This window comes from Streptomyces sp. NPDC044003 (assembly GCF_056435185.1).
This window is the reverse complement of sequence record NZ_JBWKFA010000008.1, coordinates 186,825-210,749: the sequence shown is the minus strand read 5'-3', so window position 1 is coordinate 210,749 and position 23,925 is coordinate 186,825. Positions and strand designations below refer to the sequence as shown.

Annotated in this window: 13 protein-coding genes; 3 read left to right on the top strand and 10 right to left on the bottom strand. The window is 71.2% G+C overall.

Annotation, left to right across the window (positions count from 1 at the left end; all coding sequences use genetic code 11):
* Positions 1-137: 137 nt before the first annotated feature.
* On the top strand, positions 138-1,175 hold the full coding sequence (locus AC07AW_RS29225; protein WP_478818446.1) for an EcsC family protein: 1,038 nt from the start codon (positions 138-140) through the stop codon (positions 1,173-1,175).
* A 31-nt stretch (positions 1,176-1,206) separates the two neighbouring features.
* Here the strand turns inward: AC07AW_RS29225 and AC07AW_RS29220 are convergent, their stop codons facing one another.
* The 5 genes from AC07AW_RS29220 to AC07AW_RS29200 form a co-directional block, all read right to left on the bottom strand.
* Complete coding sequence (locus tag AC07AW_RS29220) at positions 1,207-3,711, bottom strand: Hsp70 family protein (protein ID WP_478818445.1); 2,505 nt, start codon at positions 3,709-3,711, stop codon at positions 1,207-1,209.
* 54 nt (positions 3,712-3,765) lie between these two features.
* Complete coding sequence (locus AC07AW_RS29215; RefSeq protein ID WP_478818444.1) at positions 3,766-4,395, bottom strand: nucleotide exchange factor GrpE; 630 nt, start codon at positions 4,393-4,395, stop codon at positions 3,766-3,768.
* Positions 4,392-4,676, bottom strand: a complete 285-nt coding sequence (locus AC07AW_RS29210) for a hypothetical protein (RefSeq protein WP_478818443.1) — start codon at positions 4,674-4,676, stop codon at positions 4,392-4,394. The genes AC07AW_RS29215 and AC07AW_RS29210 overlap by 4 nt, the downstream gene beginning before the upstream one ends.
* Positions 4,673-6,379, bottom strand: coding sequence for a hypothetical protein (locus tag AC07AW_RS29205; protein WP_478818442.1), 1,707 nt, complete (start codon positions 6,377-6,379; stop codon positions 4,673-4,675). Before AC07AW_RS29205 ends, AC07AW_RS29210 begins: the two co-directional genes overlap by 4 nt.
* A 125-nt stretch (positions 6,380-6,504) precedes the next feature.
* The gene (locus AC07AW_RS29200; RefSeq protein ID WP_478818441.1) at positions 6,505-6,954 is read right to left on the bottom strand and encodes an ATP-binding protein; all 450 of its coding nucleotides are present in this window, start codon (positions 6,952-6,954) and stop codon (positions 6,505-6,507) included.
* 166 nt (positions 6,955-7,120) lie between these two features.
* On the opposite strand from AC07AW_RS29200, the gene AC07AW_RS29195 reads away from it, so the two are divergent.
* Both AC07AW_RS29195 and AC07AW_RS29190 read left to right on the top strand, forming a co-directional pair.
* Complete coding sequence (locus tag AC07AW_RS29195; protein ID WP_478818440.1) at positions 7,121-7,993, top strand: helix-turn-helix domain-containing protein; 873 nt, start codon at positions 7,121-7,123, stop codon at positions 7,991-7,993.
* Positions 7,990-8,181 (top strand): DUF397 domain-containing protein, encoded by a 192-nt coding sequence (locus AC07AW_RS29190; RefSeq protein WP_478818439.1) that lies wholly within the window; start codon positions 7,990-7,992, stop codon positions 8,179-8,181. The genes AC07AW_RS29195 and AC07AW_RS29190 overlap by 4 nt, the downstream gene beginning before the upstream one ends.
* 54 nt (positions 8,182-8,235) lie before the next feature.
* Here AC07AW_RS29190 and AC07AW_RS29185 read toward each other — a convergent pair whose 3' ends face one another.
* The 5 genes from AC07AW_RS29185 to AC07AW_RS29165 all read right to left on the bottom strand — a co-directional run bounded on the left by AC07AW_RS29185 (position 8,236) and on the right by AC07AW_RS29165 (position 23,887).
* On the bottom strand, positions 8,236-9,864 hold the full coding sequence (locus AC07AW_RS29185; protein WP_478818617.1) for a hypothetical protein: 1,629 nt from the start codon (positions 9,862-9,864) through the stop codon (positions 8,236-8,238).
* A 61-nt stretch (positions 9,865-9,925) separates the two neighbouring features.
* The gene (locus tag AC07AW_RS29180) at positions 9,926-10,387 is read right to left on the bottom strand and encodes a hypothetical protein (RefSeq protein WP_478818438.1); all 462 of its coding nucleotides are present in this window, start codon (positions 10,385-10,387) and stop codon (positions 9,926-9,928) included.
* Positions 10,388-10,410: 23 nt separating this feature from the next.
* On the bottom strand, positions 10,411-14,532 hold the full coding sequence (locus tag AC07AW_RS29175; protein ID WP_478818437.1) for an Eco57I restriction-modification methylase domain-containing protein: 4,122 nt from the start codon (positions 14,530-14,532) through the stop codon (positions 10,411-10,413).
* Positions 14,532-17,498, bottom strand: a complete 2,967-nt coding sequence (locus AC07AW_RS29170) for a helicase-related protein (RefSeq protein WP_478818436.1) — start codon at positions 17,496-17,498, stop codon at positions 14,532-14,534. Before AC07AW_RS29170 ends, AC07AW_RS29175 begins: the two co-directional genes overlap by 1 nt.
* 41 nt (positions 17,499-17,539) lie before the next feature.
* Positions 17,540-23,887, bottom strand: a complete 6,348-nt coding sequence (locus tag AC07AW_RS29165) for a protein kinase domain-containing protein (RefSeq protein ID WP_478818435.1) — start codon at positions 23,885-23,887, stop codon at positions 17,540-17,542.
* Positions 23,888-23,925: the final 38 nt, after the last annotated feature.

Genomic DNA, 23,925 nt, shown 5'->3' with positions numbered 1-23,925 from the left:
AGTTGTCAGTAAACAAATCTTGATGGTGTGTTGACGATGTAAACGCGCTGAACCTATGGTGAGGGTGCGTCAGGGCGACTCCTCGGGGTCGAACCGACGCTTGGTCTCCGGGGTGGGGCGCTACGGGTGAGGGGTAGATGACTGAGGCTGAACAGCGTGTGATCGAGGTGGAGTTGCCCGAGGGTGACACCGGGACGACCTCGATGAGCGCGTACGAGGAGCAGGTGTGGGACGGGCTCAGCGAGCACTGGCAGCGCCGCAAGAGCCGCCGCGAACTGCCGAACTGGGCGAGCGCCGCCCTCGGCCGCACCGGTGCGGCCGCGGGAAACGCCGCCAGACGGGTCAAGGACGCCGTGCCGGAGGCAGTCGCGGACCCGATGCGCCGTGCGGGCGGCGCGGTCGCCGACGCGGCCCTGCGACCGGCGCTCGCCAGCGCGGCGGCGTTGCTCGAAATGGTCAACGAATCGACCCTGGAGCTCAACGACCCGAAGAACGTCGAGAAGCTCGCCCGCAAGCGAGGGATCGACATCGGCGGTTTCACCGAGCTGCGGGAGCAGGACCTCAAGGTCTGCGACCGGCTGCTGACCCGCAACACCATGACGTGGCGGGCCGTCGGCGCGGTAGAAGGGGGCGCCATGGGCCTGTTGGCCATGGTCCCCGTCGCCGGCATCCCCGTCGCGATGACGGCGGACATCCTCGTCGTCCAGGTCCTGAGCACGTCGATCGCGGCGCGCATCGCGTACTCCTACGGCTTCGACGCCAAAGACCCCAGGGAGCAGGACTTCATCCAACGCCTGGTGCAGCGGTCCTTCATGGCGCAGGCGGCCAAAGCCAAGCCGTTGCGTGACGCCGCACGGGCCGCGGAGGCGGTCAAGGGGCGCGTGAACTGGTCGCAGAAGCTCCGCCAGGACCACCGTCTCGTGGCCGCCCTGGAGAAGTTGATGCAGCAGCTGGGCCCGGCCGGTGCCAGGGTGCCGGTCAAGAACGTCGCCAAGGTCGTGCCGCTCGTGGGGATCCTCGTCGGTGCCGGCGCGAACGCCGCTGTCCTCGGCAGAGTGGCCGCCGACGCCCAGCGGTACTGCCAGACACGGTTCCTGTGCGAGAAGTACGGGCTGCCGCTGCCGGCCGCACTGGCGACCGACGGGGACGGCGACCCCGAGGCCGACGCCACGTAGGCGACGGGCACGGGGTCAACGACGCGGACGCTCACCGCCTGGACGGCAGGACGCTGCCCGCGGGGAACGGGGTGCTCGCCTCCGCGAACTGGTCCCGGCCCTGGTCGGAAAGGCGTGCGAGGCGTACGAGTTCGGCGTTCTGGGCGTTCTGGTCGCCGCGCGCCACGGCGCTCCGCAGGGCGTCGCGGGCGGCCAGGACCTCGTTGCGGAGGGTCGTCGGATAGGAGTCCTGCTCGGCGAGGCGGATGGTGACGACCGAGGTGCGGACCGCCGGGTCGATCCCCTTCCAGAGCTCCTCCGCCCGCGTCGTGCTCTCCCGCAGCGCGTCGGTGTCCATCGCCCTGCGCGCGTCCATGACCGACTCCCCGGCCTTCCGCAGGTCCTCCAGGAGCGCTGCCGGAAGCAGCCCGTGCCCGCTGCCGGCGGCGATCGTCGCCTGGGCGAAGGCGGTGCGCGCCCGCGTGCACAGCTCCAGGGTCTCGCGGGAGGAGTCGAGCAGCCCGTCCAGGGAGCGGCCCACGGTCTCGCCCTTGCCGAGTGCCGCCAGGTCCGCCATGACCTCGGTGAGGGCGTCCCGTTCGGCGTGCGTGAGCTCACGGTCCCAGAGGGCCAGGAAGTCCGCGTACCGCTCGTGGAGTTCGTTCGCCTTCCGGCCGACGGCGGCGGGCACCCCGCTGCGGCGGAGCTCCTTGCCGTGCCAGTCGTCGGAGCCGAGGCGGTACCTCAGGGCGATCGTGCGGTCGGCGTCCAGTCGCACCTGAAGATCGAGCGGTACGTCTCCCCGGAGCCCGTCCTTCTGCTCGTGGACGGCACTGCCGCAGAACTCGTTGCGATGGGCGGAGCGGTGGTGCTGCCCCTCCCAGACCTGGAACCGCACCGATCCGCTGCGGGCGTCGCGGACCACGAGGTCGTCCACACGGCGCCACTCGGTCGGGTAGGCGGTGCCCCCGGGGAAGAGGACCTCCAAGGAGCCGTCCTCCAGCTCGAGTCCGATGTCCTGTGCCGTGACCTGTTCGGCGGGGGCTGTGCCGAAGTCGCCGAGGCAGAACGAGCAGGAGCTGAGACCGGCGGCGTTGACCATTCCGCAGCCGGGGCACTTCAGGCCGCCTGCGTCCAGCGGCGCGTCGCAGTCGAGGCAGACGGCCGCGGAGACGGGGTTGTCGGCCCGGCCGCAGTCCGGACACTCCCGACGGGTGGCCGTCGGAGCGGCCGCGCGCAGCCCAGACAGGTCCGTGTCGCACACCGAACAGGCGCCGCTGAGCTCGGGTGCGGGGACGTGGCAGGCAGGGCAGTCCACGGTGGCCGGGCCGAGGAGCGGCGTCGCGCAGCCGGGGCAGGCGTCGGCGGTGACGGGAATCCCCTCGATCGTGCAGGTGTCGGCCGGGCAGTCGAGCGTGCTGAGCAGGCCGGCCTCCACGGCGGCGCCGTGCGCGACGGCCGTCATGGGGTGCACCGCGTCCGACACCTTCTCCTCGCCGAAGAGTTCCTCCAGATCGCGCCGGACGGCCGGGATGCGGGTGGAGCCGCCGACGAGGAGGACGCGCTGGATGTCCTCGGGCAGCGCGTCGCCCCGCTTCAGCACCGACTCGACGGTGCCCCGCATCCGGCTCCGGTACGCGGCCAGGAGCGCCTCGAAGTCCGAGCGCCGTACCTCCCCGGACCAGGCTCCGCCCTCGCGGCCGAGCGGGGCCAGGATCACCTCGGAGACGTCCTGCGAGGACAGTTCGACCTTGGCGCGCGCGGCGGCGTCCCGGATCCGGAAGGCGTCTCCCTCCCCGCTGTGGTCGCGCCCGTCGAGCCGCGCGCGCAGGTGCTCGTCGAGCAGCGCGTCGAAGTCGGAACCGCCGAGGAGGTTGTCCCCGCCCAGCTCGCCCACCGAGAAGTAGCCGGGACCGATCGTCAGGAGCGAGACGTCGAAGGTGCCGCCGCCCAGGTCGAAGACGAGCACGGTGGCGTAGTCCTCGGCGCCGTTCCCGCTCGGTCCGATGCCGAAGGCGTGCGCGGCGGCGGTCGGCTCCTGCACGATCCGCGCCACATGGAATCCGGCAAGCCGCCCGGCCTCGCGCACCGCGTGGAACTGCGGCTCCGCGAAGTACGCCGGCACCGTGATCACCGCACGCCGGAACGGCACTCCGGCGGCGTTCTCGGCGTCCTGCTTGAGCCGGCGCAGCAGGATGGCGGCCACCTGCACCGGGGAGAGGTAGTGCCCGCCGAGCCGGATCTCCACCGAACCGTCGGCGCTCTTCCGGACGGGCGGCGCGTCGTCGGGCCGCGCCTTCAGCGCCTGCTGGACGAGCTCGTCGTCCCAGCGCCGCCCGATCAGCCGCTTGGCCTCCGTGATCACGGAACCGGGCGCGGACTCCTGCCAGCTCAGGGCCTCCTGCCCGACCAACAGGGCGCCGTCGGAGCCGACCCCGAGGGCCGAAGGGGTGGTCTCACCGCCGTGCCGGTTGGGCAGGACGACAGGGACGCCGTCCTGCAGCCAGGCCGTGACCGAGTTGGTGGTGCCGAGGTCGATGCCGAGAGTGCGGTGCATGAAAGGTCGCTTTCCTGGTCGTCATGGAGCGTAGGAGGCGTCGGAGGCGCAGGGTCAGGAGCGGCGGGAGCGCCGTCCCCGCCGGCCGGGGCGCTTGCGGGGCAGCTGCCGCTGGGAACGGGTGGTGCGCCGTGGCTGTGCGCGCCCGCCACCGGCCGGCGCCGCGGCCGGCACCGGATCCGGCCCGCTGTCGACGACGGGTTCGGTCTCGGGCTCCGGTGCGGGGCCCGGCACCGCGACGACCACTTCCGCGGGCCGCAGGGTGGCGGCTCCCCGACGGAAACCGGTGAGCCTCTCCCGCAGCACCGTGCCGCCGGGCCAGGTGGGATGGGGTTCCGTTCCGACGACGCGCATCTCCAGGGGATCGACCGCCCTGCCCACCGCGTCCATCGGGCTGACGTCCTGCCCGGCGAACGTGCGGCGCAACATCAGGTGCGCCGCGTCGATCTGCTCGCTCAGGGCGACGGCGACCGAGGTCGCCTCGCGGGCGGACCGTGCCTCGTGCAGGGCGCCGACCCGGCGACGGGTGTCGCCGAGCACGTCGTCCAGCGGCAGCAGTGAGCTCAGCAGAGCATCGAGCCGGGCCTCGGCCTCGTCGCGCTTGCGGGACAGGGCCTCGACCCGGCGCCGCAGTTTGTCGAGCTCGGACGACGGGCCGGCGGCGGACCGGGCGGGATCGATCACGGACGTTCCTCGCTGTGGTGGAGGCGGGGCAGGGGCGGGGTGAGCATCTCGGCGACGAGGGCGCCGACGGGACTCCGGGTGGCCTGGTCGGCCCGGCGGATGAGTTCCTGCCTGACCGGATCCTCCCGGGCCGCGCTGCGGGCCCGCGCAGCCTGCGCGCGCAGGGCGGGGAGCCGGGTTCCGAGCGCGAGGCCGGGGACGAGCTCCTGGAGGGTGGGACCGAACCAGGGCAGGGCGGGGGCTTCGGCGCGCTCGCTGCCGTGCGCAGGGGAGTCGGTCAAAAGAGTGATCCTTGTCCGGAGTCGTCGAGGTGGAGGCCCTTGCTGCCGGGTGCGCGGTCGGGCGAGGGGCCGAACAACAGCCCCTGGTCCGGCAGTCCGGCCCCGATCCGTTCCGCGCACGCTCGGTCGCGTCGCGCCCCGCCGACATCGCCGGCCTCCTCGCGTGCCCGGGCGCGGCGCAGATACGCGGTTTCCACGGTCTGGTCGAGGCGGGCGCTGACACCCGTGCGCATCTGCCCCCGCAGGAACAGCTCGATGACGTCCGACGGGGAGGCGGTCGCTTCCAGGTGCTCGGCGAGACGGAGAAGGGCTGCGTCGAACATGGTCCTGAGATGGCTGTCGGGTAAGTCCGCGTCCGCCACGGCCCTACTCAGCACGTCGATGCGGTGCTCCAGGGTGGCGCGAGTGGTCGCGGCAGTGGCGTCCCGGGTCGTGCTGTCGGCGTAGTGCTCCTTCAGCCACGTCCACGCCGGTGCACAATGCGGATCGCGCCGCAGCAGGTCCTCCACGGCGTCGGCGTGGATCCTCTCACTGGGCTGAGCCCCGGCGAGCGCCTGGGCCAGGTCCGCTCGCAGCAGATCGTCGAGGCCCGCCTGAGCGCCTGGGGCGTCGGACGAGACGGCCAGTGCCCGCCTGAAACGGATCCAACTCTCCCCGGGGTCTCTGGGGAGCACCTTCCTGCCCTGGCGTACCAACTCGGCCGCGAGATCGAGAGCCAGGGATCCGTCCTGCGGCAGCAGCGTGTGGGCCAGCTCCAGGCCCTGGATCCGGTCGACGGAGGAGTAGCCGTGCCCGTTGCGCCCCCGCCCGACGTTCCTTCCCGCGCGGAGTACGGCAGCCCGGTCGGCGTCGTCGAGGGTGCGCCCGAGCAGCCGCGCCCTGTTGAAGTCCGCGAGCGCCTTGCCCCACTCCCCGGCCCTCATGTGGTCCTGGGCCCGTGCCGCGAGAGCCCGGGAGATCGGGGCGGCGCACGAAAGGTGGTCGGGTGATTCGGCGGTCCAGCTGCCGGGGTCCGGGTGGCGTGCGGTGTAGGCGTCGAGAAGGGTGGAGTGGCGGCCCTGGTCGACGAGAGCCCAGGCGGCGCCCGAGAGCGGGATCAACTCGCCGGGACCGGCCTCGGACGGGACGACCAGAGGATCGAGCTGCTCGGCCTCCCAGACCGTCTCCCATGCGGTCAGGGCATCCCGGCCGGCGCGGACGTCCAGGGCGTGCAGCAGGTCGGTGACGCGCCCGAGCAGCTGACGGCGGGCGTCCTCCCACAGCTCGTCGGGTACGGGGGTGCCGCGCCGCTCGGCGATGACCCCGCGGAAGTCACCCGGGTCCTCCTCGCCCAGGAGGTGCGCCCACAGCACGATCGCGAGCGCGGCGGTACCGGCTTCGGTGTGCCGTCCTTCCTCGCTCAGCCTGCGGAGGGCGCCGACCGCGAGAGCGTGGACGATCCCCGTCTCCGCCCAGCCCAGGTCGTCGCTGTCGGGCAACCGACGGGCCGCCTCCTGCCAGTTCCCGGCCCGCGCGGCCAGAGCGCTGCGGAGCACGGTGTACCGGAGGGCGGCGTCCTCGTCCTCGGTCGTACCGAACTCGCTCTGGAACCGCTGCAGAAGCGGTCGTACGAGACCGAACTCGGCGCGAAGGAATGCGTGCTCGGCCGTGGTGAGCAGGTGGTCCGCCGTGACGGTCCGGTCGGGTTCGCCGGTGTCGTCCACGTGCACGATCTATGGCCCCCCTGGTCCCCGACGTGACAAGAGCCACCGTAGGGAGGTGTGTTGGCGACGTCAACGCACGATCAGGTGGAGTGGCTGGATCTTGCGCGACGTTTCGCTGACGTGACTCATTCCCGGTGCTGAGCGGTCAGCTCGGCCCGTACGGTCTTGCCGCTGGGCGGGTAGGGGAGCGTCTCCCAGCGGTCCGCGAGCGCGGTGACGAGCGCGAGACCGCGACCGCCGTCGTGCAGCCTCTCGGGCGCGGCGCTCACAGGACGAGGAAGCGGCCACCGGTCCCCGCACGCGTCCGTGACGTCGACGCGAAGACGACCGGGTGAGGGGTCGTACGCGAGCGAGAGCCGGAAGCTGCGGCCGGGCAGACGACCGTGGAGTACGGCGTTGGCGGCGAGCTCCGCGACGACGTACTCGGCACGCTCCGTGAGGTCCTGCGGAGCGCCCCACGACCGCAGCTGGGTCAGGCAGAGCAGCCGTGCGAGCCGGGCGCCGCGCCGCGTGGAGGAGAGCAGCTGCGTGAAGGCGAGCTGTGGCGCGGCCAGTTGGGGGAGGGGTCGGTTCATGGGGCCAGCGTGACGGCCGGATGTGACTGGAAGCGAGTGCCGCACCCCGTACGCGGAGTCAGCGTACGGGCACGTGGTGTGGACAGTACGCGGAGCGTGCGGTCACGCTGAGTGGTGAATGCGGGCGGTGATCGCCGTAGGTGCGGCACGGAGAGAGGGGCGGCGGATGAGCATCGTCGAAGGGGAGGCGGCGGGCGCCCGGGTGGTCCCGGCGGGGGAGTGGGAGCGGGAGCCCCACCCGTCGGACAGTCTGCGCACGTTCGGCGCGGTCGTCCAGGCGTTGCGCGAACACGCGGGCCTCAGCCGGGCCGAGTTCGCCGACCGCGTTCGGTACTCCAAACACACCGTGGAGTCGGTGGAGCTGGGCCGCCGGATGCCGGACGAGGCCTTCGTGGAGCGCGGGGAGGAGGCGACCGGCAACACCGGGGCATTGAGGAAGGCCGCGCGCCACCTGAGCCGGGGAGAGGTGGGCCTCGCGGCCTGGTTCCGGAGATGGGCCCGGCTTGAGCGGGAGGCGGTGAGCCTGTGCACGTACGAGTGCCGGCTGGTGCCGGGGTTGTTGCAGTCGGAGGCGTATGCGCGGGCGGTGTTCGAGGGCACGATCCCGCTCCGGACGGACGAGGAGCTGGAGGCGCAGCTCACCGCGCGGATGGAGCGACAGCGGATGATGCGCGAGCGGTCGACTGTCCCGTTCAGCTTCATCGTGGAGGAGCACGTGTTCCGGCGGCGGTTCGGGGACGCGGAAGCGATGCGGGGGCTGCTGGACCATGTGTTGGAGCGAAGTGCTCCGCGCAATGTGACGCTTCAGGTGGTGCCGATGGAGGCGGGGTTGCATGCGTGCCTGGATGGGCCGGTACGAATCCTGGAGACCGCTGCGGGGCAGCGGATCGGCTACTCCGAGGGCCAGCAGAACGGTCGGTTGATCTCGGACCGGAAAGAGGTGAGCTTGCTCTGTCAGCGCTATGAAACACTGCGCTCGCAGGCCTTGGGTCCCGTGGAATCCAGGAGCTTGCTGGAGCGACTGCGAGGAGAGCTATGAACACCGGTACGACGGAACTCGCCTGGTTCAAGTCCAGCTACAGCGGCAGCCAGGGCGACGACTGCGTGGAGATCGCGATCGCCGAACAGGCCGTTCATGTACGGGACTCCAAGGACGTGACCCGCACGGCGTTCGCTGTGGGGCGCGAGGAGTGGGCGCCGTTCGTGCGGTTCGTGTCGGGGAACTGAACGACCGGTGTGCCGCCGCGACAGCGGAGCGAACGGCGGCACACCCTTCCGTGCTCAGGTGAGCGTGTTGCGCAGGTGCGGGCCCAGGTAGCCCACGTACACCTTCCCGGACCGGGGGCCGTCCTCGTAGAAGTGGAGACGAGGGGCGACGGTGTTGCCTCCGCCGATCTTCAGATGGGCCTGCATGAAGACCCGGCCGTCGGCGTCGACCGCTTCCGGGACGGGCAGGATGCGCTCGTTGCGCAGTTTGCCGTTCCTGGCGACGGTGTCGGACTCCCGCATGGCCACCTTGGCCGCGGGGAAGGGGAAAGCGCCGGACGCCTCGGACTTGCACCAGCTCAGGAAGTCGCCGGAGGCCTTGCCGTTGGCAGAGGCCTCGGCGAACTGGTTGAGCGCCAAGAGACCGTCCCAGGCCACGTTCAGCCAGTTGTCCACCGACTGGCTGTCGAGTCCCCGGGTGGTCTTGAGGTTGCCCGTAAACGTGATGAAAGGAAGCTCTTCCAGCCGGTCGAGCAGGTCGGCGAAGGTCTCCGGATAGGTGATGGCCGGGACGTCGGCGGAGCAGTAGGCCGTGGCGAACTCTCCTGCTGCTTCCAGGCGTTCGCGCAGGAAACGAATGAGGCGCTGGGATTCCTGGAACTTGTCGTAAAGCTCCTCGTTCTCGCCCCTCAGGTCATCGCTTCCCCGCTCTGTCTTGGCGAGCTCCGCGTACAGGTCGTTGATCTCGTTGACGCGCATCGCCTCCGCCTGCTCCGCCTCGTCCAGCAGCGAGGTCAGGGCGGCGTTGTCGTTACGCAGCTGGGCGATGTCAGCCCCGTCCGAGTTCGGGCGAAGCCGCGCCCGCTGGCGCGGAACGCTCAGCAGGGCGGCGGGCAGCGTGTGGCGTGAGGCGAGCCGTTGCGGGAGCTTTGCCAGGATGGCGGCGGCGCGACGCGTACCGGCTTCGATGGTTCGGCGGGACATGACGGGATGCCGCTGCGCGTCCGGCTTCCAGGCCGGATCGAGCCCTGGTACGTACGTGCGGACGCCACCACCGAACACGGGGTGGTACTCCAGCGCGGTGTTGAACTTGGCCTGTGCAGCCGGCATGAGGACGTACAGCACAGCCAGCCCGTGCAGGTTCCGGAAGAGCGGTTCCACGACCGTGCGCGACCAGTCGTCGGGGTCCTTCCCGTACGGAACGGTGGCGATGACGACGGGCATCCGACGGTTGGCGTCGCACAGCTCTTCGAGCAGGTCGTCGACGTCGTCGTCGTCCTCGATGAAGGCGGGCGCGGTGGTGACGTCGGCCTGACCGTCACGCGCCTCCAGCGCATCCAGGAGGGAGCGGGCGATGCCTGGCGTGTTGGCGGGGGTGGGGAACTCGCCCGCGTTGGCAGGCTGGTGCTCGATGTCGATCTGTACCCAGGTGCGGCCCTCGTCCTCGGGGAGCCCGGAGCGCACGACGAGCGTCGACTGCCAGGTGCCGGAGGCGCCGGGGGGCGTCTCGCGCATGCGCCACCGGCTGTACGCGCCCTTCCTGCCGGACTCGGAGTCGCGGTCGAGGGTCGCGTGGGCGGCGATCTCGGTCCGACCTTCGTCAAGCCCGGAAGGGTCGTACCGTTTCGACTTGAGCCATTCGATGAGTTCTCGCTCTGCTATGCCACAGGTGTCGACGTAGTCCGATTCGGTCGACACGACCATGCGATAGCCGCGTGGTTCCATGGGCGGTCCCCTCTCAAGGGTGTGAGACGTGAGGTGCCTGTCATTCCTCGCCGGCAGGGCCGTAACCGAGCGCGGCACGGTTGAGGACGCGGTCGCCGAGGTCGGGTGCGGGTCTCGGCGCGGCCTTCTTGGGCGCGGGCTTCGGGGCCGGCTTCTTCTTCGGGGTGCTCTTGGCGGCCGTCGTGCCGCGTGCCTCGAACTTCTTCCGGAGCAGCGTGAGCTGCTCGCGTTCCTGGACGGTCTGATCGGCGGGCAGGGCGTTGACGAGGGCCCGGGCGCGGCTGAGCATGTACCGCGCCTGGGCCCAGCGCTTGGCGTTGATCGCCGTACGGATCACCCCGAGGACCTGCTGCAAGGCCTTGACCTTCGCGGCCTGCCGCCGGGGCAGCGGGAACTCGGCCCCACTGCCCCGACGCTGCCCAGCGGCACGCGTCCCCCAGTCCGCGCCCGAGGTCAGAACGACGGCCGAACGCGGGTTGCTGGTCTGGCTTCTACGGACCACTTGGCGTTGCTTCCTCGGGTGGGTCAGTTGTGGCGAGGGCCCTGGCCGGGGGGCGGGGTGAGCGTGGAACGGTAGCTGCCGGCCTCGCCCTCGGTGAGCGGGGTCTCCATCGTCAGGCCGGCGGCGGCCATCCGGTCGTACTCGGCGAGGATCAGGTTCTTGGTGCGGTACTCGCCGTGCGCCTTGATGTCGTTGTCGCGGGTGACGTTGAAGGTGTCGAGGATGTAGGCGGTGTCGTCGCGGGTGATGCCGTAGAGGTGGAAGAAGAGGGCGTCCAGCTCGGCACGGATGACGGCACGGCGGTCGGTGTCCCAACGGAAGGGGGCGCCAGTGTCACCGAGGTCCCGCGCGAATGGGGACATGTCGTCGGCTGTGTAGGTGAGTTCGAGGATGCGCGGGGTCAAGGAAGCCGCGTGCAGCGCGATGACCTCTGGGGCGATGAAGGGGAGCTGTTCGAACTGGAAGAAGTTTAGGTTGGTGCCGCCGAGCTTCTGTCGCAGCACGTAGTCGAGCACCATCGAGACGCTGTTGCTATAGAGCAGGGGTGCATGCTTGAAGTTCCGCGGGATCACGATGTTGCCGGAGTCGCCGAGTCCTGCGCGAGGGAACGCGTAGGTGATTGCTGTGCGCTCGTCTGAAGCGCGACAGATCTTTCGAAAGCCCATTACCCAGCCCCGGTCCCACCTCTTGGCGGCCAATCGGCTGCGGACGCCCGACTCCATGACGGGCTTGCCGTTCTTGTCGACTTCGCCGGTCGGAACATCCCGCTCTGGCACCCAGTAACGCGGGAGCGGTACGGCGGCGGCGTCCTGGTGCTGTTCCACAGTGAAGCGCGGGAGGGTGCCCACAGCGAGCTGCTTCTCCGTGGCGTTCTCGTATGTGGAGAAGCGATGGTCGTAGTGGTGCAGCATCTTTGCCTCGAACAGAGGGAGCAAGCGCTCCTCGTCGCGGACGAGGACGTTGCCGTCGAGGGCCCAGCCTGACTTCAGGAGGTCGTCGAAGGTCTCGTTGTCCCGGGCGGCGGGACGGAACAGATGGGAGTCGTTCGACATATGGAACATGGTCATGAACGAGACATCCCAGGGGTTCCCGCCAGCCCCCTTATTCTCGTCGATTAGCACTGGCATACGACGGTAGATCCCCAAAGTGATCTCGGCGTCCCGGCGGCTGCGGAAGACGGGGCATGTACCGGTGTTCGGGTTCAGGAGCTGGATGTCGCGGCCCGTCAGAGGGTAGGCGCGCTCCGGGATCTGCTCGACCTGACGGACCCGGAAAGCAATGGAGATCGGCTCATCGGGAGAGCCGGACCCCGCCATGCAGAACAGGGCGAAGTTCACGCTGTGATGGACACCGGGGAAGACCTTCTCCTCGTTCTCGAAGCCGTACAGCGCGACCAAGTGCCCCTTCGCGACCAGGTCCTTGAAGAAGAACTGCGTCGTCGCGTCCGTAGCGATCCCCGTCGGCACGATCACGCCCGTCCGCCCCCGCAGCCCCGTCAGCGTGCGGTCCGTCTCCGTGAAGACGGCGTACGTGTTGATGTCACCGCGCCCCGTCAGCGGGAACCGCGCGCTGGCCCGCAAGAAGTGGCTCTCGCCCTCCGCGCGGCGCTTCGCGGCCTCGAACTCCTCATAGAGCTGGGCACCGTCACGGTCGTCGCGCAGCTCAGCGATCAGACGCTTGCGGGCGGCCGCGTTCTTGGCCTCCGCGATGCGCGGGTCGCGCTGGGCGAAGAACTCCTGCTCCTGGAGCTTCACCCGCTCCCACGGTGGATTCCCCACCACCGCGTCGAACCCGCCAGCCCACCCCGTCCCCGCCTGGACACCCACACCCGACTCCGGGACTGAGAACACCTCTGGGAACTCCAGGTGCCAGTGGAAGAAGCGGTATTGGTCCCGCAGCTTCAGGATCTCCTCATGCGTCGCGTCCGGCACAGCCGCCTGGTCCCGGCCCCGCAGCGCCCGGAACACCTGGTCCGTCGGGGCCTCCGGCGCGCCCTTCTGCTTCGGCCACGCGAACGCGGCGCACCACGCATCAGCAGCGTGCAGGTCGTGGACGTAGGCGGACGACTCCGTATAGGCGCGATAGGCGGACTCCTGGGCCCGTACCTGCTCCAGCGAATCCGCCGGGGCCATCGTGATCCGCGCAAGCTCCGCCGCGTACCGCTCGTTCCCCGGCAGAGGCTCCGTGTCGAAGAGGAGCTCGTCCTGGCCGCCCCGCTGGGCCTTGTTGCGCTTGACGAGCGCGGACGCGTACTTCCGGTCATCGCCTTCGATCGGCTTGAACGCGTCGTCCGGGACACCCTCCGACAGCAGCTTCGGCGTTGTGCCGATCAGCCCGTTGCCGTGCTTGACGTGCGCGTCGAGGAAGCTCAGCGGCTTGCCCCGTTCCATCGCCTCCAGCCACAGCGACACCTTGGCCAGCTCCACGGCCATCGGGTTGAGGTCCACGCCGTAGATGCAGCGCGCGACGACCTCGTGGAGGGCGTGGCGCAGGGCGTCGACGGGGGGCTCCGGGTTCCGCTCACGTACCGACGCCACGCGCTTCGCGATGCGGCGGGCCGAGGCGACGAGGAAGTGGCCCGAGCCGCAGGCCGGGTCGCAGACCGTCAGGGAAAGGAGCTCCGCGACGATGTCGTCGGCGGGGTCGGGGCGGCCGGCCTCAGTGGCCTTCAGCTCTCCCCGCTTCACGGCATCGTCTATCACCGGGTCCAGCGTCGTGTCGAGCAGGCACTCGATGAGCGAGGACGGGGTGTAGTAACTGCCCGTTGTCTTACGGGTGTTGCCGGCCACCTCGATCAGTTCGAAAGACCGGTCCGTCGCCGAGTGCTTGGGCTCCAGCTCGAGCAGGGACTCGTAGACCGAGCCGAGCTCCTCGGCGTCCAGGTGGCGGTAGTCGACCGGACGCCAGCGGCGGGCGCCCGGGTCGCGGACCTGGGCGAGGTGGCGGACGGCGGCGAGCAGCGACTCGTTGGACAGCTTGAGGCCGTCGAGCGGCGCGTCGGCCGGCTTGTGGGAGAACAGGCCGCCGAGGCCGGGCAGACCGAGCTCGGGGCGGCCGCCCTCCGTGCCGAGGGCGGTCAGGACGATGCGCAGGGCCTCGTACTGGTCGCCGTGGGCCGTGCCCTGCCGTCGGCGGGCGCGTTCGCGGAGCCGGGCCGAGGAGAAGTACCGCTCGTACGCCTCCCGTCCCGGCTCGCCCGGCTTTCCGTCGAGCAGGGCGTCGCGGTCCTCGGCGACGAAGACGAACAGCAGCCGGTAGACGAGGCGAAGGAGGGCGTCCCGGAGGTCCTTCGGGTCGGTGTTCTCGCGCAGCTTGCCGTTGTCCGGGTGGCGCAGGAAGCCCGTACCGAGGACCGTGAGGGCGTTCTGGACGCCCAGGCGGAGCTGGTCCAGGGCACGGGCGCCGGAGGTCACGGCCTCGGCGCGCCACTTCTCCAGCCAGCACCCCGAGGCAGCCGTGCCGTCCGCCACGGTGAAGCGGGACGCGTGCAGCAGGCTGTACAGGAGGACGAACTCGCTGAACAGCTCGCCGTCGAAGAGGGCTTCGAGGTCGAACTCGACGTAGGCCGCGGTGGAGAAGGACGAGGAGTCGCGCAGCAGGCGCAGGCGACGCCCGTTGGTGAGGACGGCCCACAGGTGGGCCTCGGCGCGGTTGAGGCAGTCCTGGAGCATGGACTGCGCGGGGACCTGGCCGGGGGCCGGGCGCTTGTCGAGTTCCTGGTTCCAGGGGATCTGGTGGATGAGCGCGGGGCCGTGCCGGTGGGAGACGGGGAAGCGCTTGTCCGGGTCGGAGTCGGCGGGGATTCCCGCCGCACCGACCTCCGTCAGCGCGCCGAAGTCCAGCTTGCGGAAGAGCTGGGCCAGCCAGTCGGTGCCAGCGCGACCGGTCGGGTCGGCGGCGGGTGCGCCGGTCGTCGGGTCCGACGGCAGGGCTGCGCGCAGGTCGCGCCAGAGGGGCTTGAGGTACTCCCAGGCGCGCTCGGCCTCGTCGCGTACGGGCACGGAGGCGGGCAGGCCGTAGTCGGCGGACTTGGTGCCGGGCAGGTTCCGCGCCTCGGCGATGCGGAGCAGCATGTCGGCGGGGAGCAGTCCGCCGACCGTGGTGACGGCGGTGAAGGCCAGGGCGTTGCGGGTGGCGGCGGACATCAGGCTTCGGCTCCGGACACGGTAGGGGCGGACGCGGCGGGGGCGGACTGCTGGGGCAGGTAGACGTACACGCCGAGGACGTCGGCGGGCTCCTGCGGGACGACCTTCAGACCGCGGACGATCTCCTCGTTGGCCTTGCGGACCCGGCGGTGCGAGGCGTCGAGCTCGGCGGCCAGGCGTGTGCCGTACTCGGTGAGGTGCGCGGCCAGGTCCGGCAGACCGCCCAGGTCCTTGGCGATCTGGTTGGCCACCATCTGCTCGTGGGTGTTGGCGGTGGCGCGGGCCCCGAGGAGCGCGGCGGTCGCCTCGTCGTCGAGCCAGCGGGCGCGCGACGGCATCCCTTCGTACGCGAGGAGCCGGGCGTCCTCGGCGACCAGCTGCCGCTCGCCGGTGCGGGACGGCAGCGTGAGGTGGAAGCGGTAGCGGACCAGGAGGAGCGTGGTGCGGATGCTCACCGCGTCCGTGGTGACGACACCGCAGCGGCGTGCCGGGCGGGGGCCGGGGGTGTTCGCGTCGAGGGCCGAGTCCAGGACGTACGAGGCGATGGCGCCGATCGCCGGGTCGGTACGGACCAGGGCGGCCTCGCCGCGGCCGATCGCGGGCGTGGTGCGGAAGGGGATCTCGCGGTCCTCCTCGACGAGCCGTCCGCCGAGGGTGGCGGCGAGCGCGTCCCGCAGGCCGGCGGGGGTGCCGCCGGCCTGGGCCGTGAAGTCGCCGGAGCCGTCACGTGGGTCGCGGACCAGTGCGTCCAGGTCGCGCAGGGCCTCCAGCGCGAAGCCGCGTACCTCCTCGGCGCCGCCGAGCGCGGCCCGTACGGCGGCGACCTCGCGTGCGACCTCCTCCGGGTGGATGGCGCGCTGGGCGTACTTGGAGCGGGAGGTCTTCTCCCGCTCGGCGGCCGAGTTCCATTCGCGCTCGATCCGGTCGAACGACTCCTGGTGGCCGTCCAGGTCGAACAGACTCTCCTGGCTGCCCTGCCGACCGTGCAGCAGCAGCCACTCCACGACGGCGTCGGTGACGCCGGACGCGGTCTCGTCGGGGACGGAGACGGAGATGCCCAGGTCCTTCATGATCTGCCGGTGCTTCTTGAACAGCACCTCCAGGACCTTGCCGTCGATGCCGTTGTCCTCGCCGTACATGGTGATGACCCGGACCTGGTCGCGCTTCTGCCCGTAGCGGTCGACGCGGCCCTCGCGCTGGTCGTGGCGGGTGGGGTTCCACGCGAGGTCGTAGTGGACGACCGCGTCGAAGTGGTGCTGGAGGTTGACGCCCTCGGAGAGGCAGTCGGTGGCGATGAGGACGCGGCGGACGGCCGGGTCGTCGGCCTCCTCGGCGGCGGCCTCGGCGGCGAGCTGCTCGATGCGCTCCAGGCGCTGCTGCGGGGAGAGGGTGCCGGTCACCGCGGCGATCTTCGTCTTCTTGCCGAGCTTGCCCTCCAGCTGGGTGGCGAGGTACTCGGCGGTGGGGATGTAGCGGCAGAAGACGATCGGGTGGTAGCCGTCGGCGATCAGGCTCTTCAGGTGGCGGGTGAGGGCCTTCAGCTTCGCGTCCTCGGCCGGGCCGACGAGCGCGGCGGCCCGCCGGGAGAGGTCGAGCAGCCGGGCACCCGCCTCCTCCGACTCGGCGGCGCCCGGGGCGACGTCCATGCCTTCGAGCCGGTCGTTCTCGGCGGAGTCGGAGGCCACCGGGGAGCCCAGCGCGTCCGCCTCCTGCGCGGTGCGGGCGGTGGCGGACTCGGAGCGGGTCTTCAGCGTCTGCGCGGCGGCCGCGGGCGAGGACACCATCGAGCGCAGCAGTGCGATCACCGACCACCAGGCGATCCGCGCCTCCCGCTTGCCCTGCTCGCCGGCGGCCGCGACGCGGTCGCGGGCGTAGGCGATGGCGTCGTCGAGCAGCGCCCGGTAGCCCGGCGTCAGCTTGTACGGCTCGTCCTTCGTCCAGCGGTCGGACGGGAAGGCCGTCCGCTCGGCCAGCGAGTCGTCGGCGAGGCCGTCCTCCTTGGTGAGGTACTCGCGGACGTCGGCGCGCTTGCGGGCCACGAAATGCTCGGCGAGCTTCGCCCTGCCCGCCGGGGACTCCAGGTCAAGCGTCGCGAGTTCGGGCCGCACCAGGCCGAGCAGGTTACGGAACGCGGACTCCTTGCCGGAGTGCGGGGTCGCCGTCAGCAGCAGCAGGTGCCGGTCCTCGTCGGCGGAGACCCTGCGCAGCAGCTCGTACCGGAGCTGGTTCGCCGCGGACGACGTACCACCGTTGGCGGCGTCGTCGGCCGCCACGCAGGAGTGGGCCTCGTCGACGATCACCAGGTCGGGGCAGTGCTTGACGAAGTCCTCGCGGTGCCGGGTCGACTTGATGAAGTCCGTCGAGATGATCGTGTACGGGTGCTTGTCGAACAGGGACTGGCCCAGCTCAAGGCCGCGCTCCAGACGTGACACCGTGGAGGCGAGGACGAGTTCGGCGTCGATGCCGAACTTCTCCCGCAGCTCGGACTGCCACTGCTCGGCGAGCGCGGGGGAGCACAGCACCGCGAGCCGGGTCGCCTCGCCCTGCGCGAGCAGCTCCTTGGCGATCAGGCCGGCCTCGACCGTCTTGCCGATGCCGACGTCGTCCGAGATCAGCAGCCGTACGGTCCGCTGCCGCAGCGCCATGAGGAGCGGGACCAGCTGATAGGCCCGGGGCTCCACGGCGATCGAGGCCAGCGAGCGGAACGGGCCCGCACCCGAGCGGAAGCCGATCCGGAGCGCCGTACGCAGCAGACCGGCGGACCGCTGGTCGCCCAGGTCGGCCGGGCTCGGCGCCGCGAACTCGGCCGGACGCACCTCCTCGAAGGCGGGGAAGACGGCCGCGATGTCGTCCTCGCCCCCGCCCAGGGGGCGCAGCACCAGCATGTCGGGGGCGCTCTCGGGCAGCACCACCCATTCCCGGCCACGGGCGGCGACCAGCGAGCCGGCTGTGTACGTGAGGCTCATGAGTTGTCTCAGTTCCTTGGGATCGAGAAGGGGTGCTGCGGTCAACGCAGGTGGAAGTAAGCGGCGTTGTGGTCGGTGATGGCGTCCCAGTCGGCGTCCGTCGGGAAGCGCACGACGTCCCAGCCGGCGTCCTCCAGGCGGTAGCCGGCCTCGACGTCACGCGTCGAGTCGGCCGCGTGGCCGGGGCCGTCGACGAACACCGCGAGGTTGGCGCCGTCCAGGCGGAAGACGAGGTCGGGGCAGGCCCCGGCCTCCGGGACGAGGACCTTGACCTCGTCCGGCAGCCGGTAGCCCTTCGCCCTGAGCCAGCCGAGCAGGTCGCCGCTCGTGACGAGGGCGCCCAGGTCCGTTTCCAGCGGGGTCGGCGCGGGCGCCTCGGCCCGCTCCGGCGCTTCGCCGCCGGCGGCGGCCGGGGCCAGCCTGCGGAAGGCCTCGCTGCGGGACTCGCCGCGGTCCTCCCGTTCCGTCCGGGCGTCGGCGAGGCGTGCGAGCAGCGGGCGTGCGCTGTGCCGGCTCAGCCTGCGGTGGTGCGTCTGGTTGGCGTAGGTCAGCAGGCAGGCGTAGCAGCCACGGGCGCACTCCTCGCCGTCCGCAGGGCCGCCCTCGTCCTCGCCGGTGTCCGGATCGAAGTGGCAGATCTCCAGGGCGGTACGGGCGGCCTTGGCCAGGGCGTCCCTGTCGTGCTGGATGCGCCGCAGCACACCGGCGCCGCCCTCGGCCGCCTCCGTGAACAGGATGCGGCGCCGCGGGCCGTCGTCCGGGGGCAGCAGCTCCGCGGTCAGCTCGGAGTCCTCCAGCTCGAACGCGGCCTCGATGCCCCGCTCGAGCGCGTACAGGAACGACAGGGCCACCGGCTCCGGCTGTGGCTCGTCCAGGGTGAGGACGAGGATGTTGCGGCGGTCCTCCACATAGGGCAGGACACGCTTCTTGCGGCGCTTCTCGTTGCCGTCCTCGTCGACCACCGGCATGCCAGTGCCCTCGATGGCGTCCGCGGCGGCCCGGTCGTTGAGCCAGCGGCCGTCGCCCAGGTCCAGCCAGTAGCCGTCCGGCTCGCCCTCCTTGTCCCGGACGCGGCCGAGGTTGGTGATACGGACCGTCGCCGAGTCGCCGTAGTCCAGGTCGAGGACGGGCGCGCCTTCGGCGTCGGTGACGTGCGAGGTGAGCCGTCCCTTGCGGGCGCCGTGGCCCTGGAAGGCGTACGAGGTCTCCAGACGGAAACCGGCCCGGCGGCGCTCCTCCTCGTCGGAGGAGATCCGCTCGCGCGGGGTGGTGTACACGGTGTGCAGATGGAGCAGACCGGTGCGCTTGCTCCTCAGCTCCTCCCCACACATCGCGCACTTGTCCACGCCGGGCTTGACGGCGTAGTGGTAGCCGCAGCCGTCGCAGCGCCGCGCCTCCGCCGTCGCCAGGTCGCCCGAGGCGTCCGGCGGCAGCTGCACGCGGGTGACCTGGTAGCGGGCACCCTCGTGGTAGATCAGCGCGCCGGGGCCGAACTCCCGGATCGCGAGGAACCGGGGCCGCTGCAGATAGTCGCCGTCGGCGTTGCGGCGGTTGCCGGAGCGCGGGATGTACGCGGCCAGGGGAAGCCGCGGGAAGCTGTAGCCGGGCAGGAAGCCCTCGGACGCGAGGTAGCGGTACGGGTTGAAGTCGCTCATCACCGACTTGCTGTCCGACGAGCGGTTGAGCAGCAGGTTCGTCTGCGTCTCCGCCTCGCGGCGGCGCGTGCGCGCCCGGCCCTGCTCGCCCTGCGAGAGGGTGTGGTCGACGACCCGCTTGTTCTGCTCGTACTGGTCGACGACGGCCGCCCGGAACAGCTCGCGCCACCGGTCGAAGGAGTCGTCGAACCGCTGCGGGGCACGCTCGATCCGGTCCTCGATCCACTCGTCGTACCACCAGGTGGTGTCCGCGAAGTCCGCGATCAGCGGGGCGAGGACGGTACGGGCCGCGGCGACCGCACGCCGGCGGGCGCCCTCGTCCAGGGACAGGTCGCGGATGTGGGCGAGGAGCGGCAGCGGCATCTGCGGATCGGGGCGGTCGCTGCCGTCGGGGTCGTAGGCCACGTCGACGACGTCCGGGATCGCGACGCCCAGCTTCATCCCCGTCTCCGCGAGCCAGATGCCCTGGATGTGGGAGCGGACCAGGTCCTCGTTGGCGAGGTCCAGACGCGGCGGCGCCACCTGCCCGGCCACCATGTCCTGGGAGCGCCGGAAGTAGTACTGGTCGTGGCTGTTGCCCGTGGCGCAGTACGTGGTCACCAGGGCGGGCTGACCGGAACGGCCCGCCCGGCCCGAGCGCTGCGCGTAGTTCGCCGGGGTCGGCGGCACATTGCGCATCAGCACGGCGTTCAGCGAGGAGATGTCGACGCCCAGCTCCATCGTCGGCGAGCAGTACAGCAGGGGCAGTTCCGCCGTGCGGAACAGGCCCTCCCGCTCCAGCCGGTCCTCCGGGGTGACCTGCGCCGTGTGCTCCCGGGCGAACAGGCCGGCCAGCTCGGCCGCCGCCGTCCGGTACAGGTTGCGGAAGAACGGGTTGACGCGCGGGCCCTCCCCGCTGCTGTACGTGCGCGCCAGCGGGTCGATCGCTCCCCTCTCACCGCTGCCGGCCCGCCAGATCAGGGCGGCGGCCGACACCCGGTAGCCGGTGCGCTTCTCGGCCGCCCGACGGCGGTAGGCGGGGCCGGCGTGCTCGGGGGCCGTCTCCACCTCGCGGACCAGCTCCGCATGGAGCAGCACCTTCAGCAGGTCCTCGATGACGACCTGGACGTCGTCCAGCGGCAGGGCACGCAGCTCGGGCATGTTCCGACGGAGATACTTGCCGAACTTGCCGCGGGCCGACAGGAACAGTGCCGAGCGCTCCATACCCGGCTTCGAACCGTACGGGTAGGCGGTGCCGACGGCGGGTCGGTCGCTCTCGCTCAGGACCCAGGGTCCGGTGAGGCGTTCCTCGCTCGCTCGCAGGAGCGTGTCGAAGTCGTCCCGGAAGTACTGCACGTCGATGGCGAGGGCACGCCGCATGTAGTCGAGGAGCGTACGGGCGACCTCCTCGCGCAGAGCGGGGTCCGCCTCGCGCAGCACGGTGTGCGCGGCCTGCCAGCGGTCCGGCTGGGCGGCGATCCAGCCCAGGTCCTCGTAGTCGATCCGCAGCAGACCCGTCTGCTCCAGGTTCGGCATCGTGATGCGCCAGCCGCGCTCCAGGTCCCGGTAGAGCCGGTACCCCACGACATCCCGGAAGGCCTTCGTCGCACGACGCTCCATCGAGGGAGCCAGGGCCCTGCCCTCCGCGTACTCGCGCGGTGAGAGACCCATCACCTCGGTCACCGCTTCGGCGAGCTCGTCGTGGTGCAGGCCTTCCTCGCCCGCCCGCACAGCGGCCTGGTAGAGAGCGCCGCGCAACTGGGTGACCTGCGCGAAGTCGTTGAAGTGGCCGGCCTGGAGCGAGGCGTCCTGCCGGTTGTCGACGAAGGTGAGGAGCTTGCGCGCCTCCTTGCCGAGGCTCTCCTCCGGCACCGCCCGCAGGGACTTCACGATCGACGCGGAGATCAGCGAGGTGGCCGAGGAACGGCCCTCCTGGTCCAGCGTGGCCAGCTTGGCGAAGTCCCGGCCGCGGGTCTGCTCGTACGAGACCTGGCAGTGCACGCAGAAGAGGAACGGCGCCGGGACGAACGCCGCCACCAGACCGTCGCCCGACTCGTTCCCGAACCCGTCCACGACGACCCGCTTGGGCACCCGGGGCCGGTAGGACTTCCTGACGACGGTCACGCCCTGCGCGTCCGTCTCGAGCCACGACTCCGGCAACCGCCGGTCGTCCACGGCCGTCTGCGGATCGGCCGGCCACTCGTAGTCCTCCCCGGGCATGCCGAGGTACAGGTAGCCCTCGCCGTCCCGGCCCCCGGAGGCGGAGGTGTCCCGGCGCGGCTCGTACCGGAACGTCCCGCTCTCCTCGGTGCGCCAGACCGTCAGGTACTCCTGGCCGCACTCACGGCAGAACGCCAGCGGGAACAGCGGCTTGCCGTCGCTGCCGGGCTGCTCCAGCTGGTAGGTGCGGGTCAGCGGGCGGCTGAGCGGATCCTCGAGGGTCGTGTAGACCGTGTCGCCCTTCGAGAGGAACTGGTGCAGCCGGAAGGCGAACAGCGGACGCTCCGTCATCGGGTTCTTCGCCTGCGAACCCGCCTCCAGAGTGGTGCGGATCGCCTCGCGCACGCCCTCCTCGGCCACCCCGGACCGAGCGGCGAGCTCGGCCGCCGCATCCTCGACGGTCCCCGGGGCGCAGCGCCGGAACCGCCCCGTGCCCTCCTCGCGCTCCAGACCGAACCGCGACTCCAGCCAACGCGCCAGCGAGTCCTTCGTCAGCGCCTCGTAGGAACGGGGCGCCGCCGGCACGCGCAGCCGCTCGGCGGGCACCGTCACCGGCGCCTCCTCGGTGGCCCGGATGAGGGTCTCGCCGATGACGCGCTTCGGCAGCACCTTCGTACCGAACAGCCGGCAGGCCACCTTGGCCACTTCGCGCCGCTGATCCTCCCAGGAGCCCTCGGTGGACATGGTGGCCGAGGTGCCGATGCACTGAAGGGTTGTCGAGGCCCGGCAGGCCTCGCGAACCCGGCGGATCAGGAACGCCACGTCCGCGCCCTGCCTGCCCCGGTAGGTGTGCAACTCGTCGAAGACGAGGAACTGCAGCCCGTCGGCCATGCGGATGAGACTCGACCGGTCGTCCGGCCGGGTCAGCATGAGCTCCAGCATCACGTAGTTCGTCAGCAGGATGTCCGGAGGGTTCTTGCGCAGTTCCCGCCGCTGCTCGTCGGACTCCTGGCCGGTGTAGCGGGCGAAGGTGACCGGCTCGTTCCCCGCCCCGAATCCGTGGCGCAGGTACTTCTCCAGCTCCATCAGCTGCGAGTTCGCCAGGGCGTTCATGGGGTACACGACGATCGCGCGCACCCGGCCCCCCGCGCTTCCCGCCTGACGCTCCTTCAGGACGTGGTTCACGATCGGGACGATGTACGACAGGGACTTGCCGGAGCCCGTACCGGTCGTCAGCACGTAGGAGTCGCCCGCCTGCGCGGCCTCGATGGCCTGCCGCTGGTGGAGATGGAAGGTCAGCGGCCGCCCGTCCGGGCGCCGCGAGCTCTCCTTCTTGCCCGCCTGGAAGATCTCCGCGCACCTGGGGTGCAGGATCCCGTCCCGTACGAGGTCGGTGACCTTGCCCCCGTCGGCGAAGAACGGGTTCAACGACAGCCACGGGTCGGGCCACTGCGACTTCGCCGCCATGTCGTCCGCGACGAAGCCGTCGATCCGGGCGTCCCGGATCACCGTCGCGCTCTTGGTGAAGCTCTCGTACTCGCTGATCAGGTCGGCGTGGATACCGAAGACGTCCATCGTCTCGGGCAGGCGCGGTTCCCTGCGCGGCACGGGTGCGGGCGCCGCCGGGGTGCGCTCCGGGAGCAGGGCCCGCAGCCGGGCCACCGGGTCCATCACCTGCCAGTGCGGGGCAAGGAGGGCGGCCGTGTCGTCCGGCGCGAGTGCGAGCGGGACCAGCACGTCACGGAGCAGGGCGGCGTTCTCGGGCCGCAGTTCGGCTTCCTTCTCGAGCAGGCGGTCGACCAGGCGGACCAGCTCGGCGGGCAGGTCCGGGCGCACCAGGGTCAGCAGCGGCGGCCGCGCGTGCTGGTGCTGCTCGGAGAGCTCGTACGGGGTCCGGGCGGAGAACGGCGGCTGTCCGATCAGCAGTTCGTACAGGATGCAGCCGAGCGCGTAGAGGTCGGCGAGGGCGGTGACGCGTTCGGCCCGGAACTGCTCGGGTGCCATGTAGCGGGCCGTGCCGACGCTGACGCCCGTGCTGGTCAGCCGTGTCTGGTCCGGGTCGTCGACGATCGATCCCATGCCGAAGTCGAGGATCTTGACGGTGCCGTCGCGGGTCAGCATCACATTGGCGGGCTTCAGGTCGCGGTGCACGACTCCGGCCGTGTGCGCGGCGGCGAGCCCGGCGGCGATCTGCGCCCCGATGGCGGCGACCCAGGAGACGGGGAGCTGGGGCTCCTCGTCGATGAGGTCCGCGAGCGGGTGACCGTCGAGCAACTCCATGGCCAGGTAGGGCAGACCGCTGCCCCCCGGCTGGTCGTCGACGCCGCCGTCGATCAGCCGGGTGAGGTTCGGGTGGCCCTGGGAGAGCATGCGCATGATCCGCACTTCACGGCGGAAGCGGTCGACCTCCTTCCCGGAGCCCGATGCGTCGATCGCGGAGCCGGTCCGGCCGCGCAGGATGGTCTTGACCGCCACTTCCTTGAAGGGGGAGTCCGGCGTGGCCCGGAGGTCCTCGGCGCGGCGGACCTCTCCCATGTTGCCGCGCCCGACGGACCCCGTGACCCGGAAGCGTCCGTCGATGATCTCCAAGCTCACTGCCACTCCCGTTTCACCCGATCGCGCGCAAGGCGGGT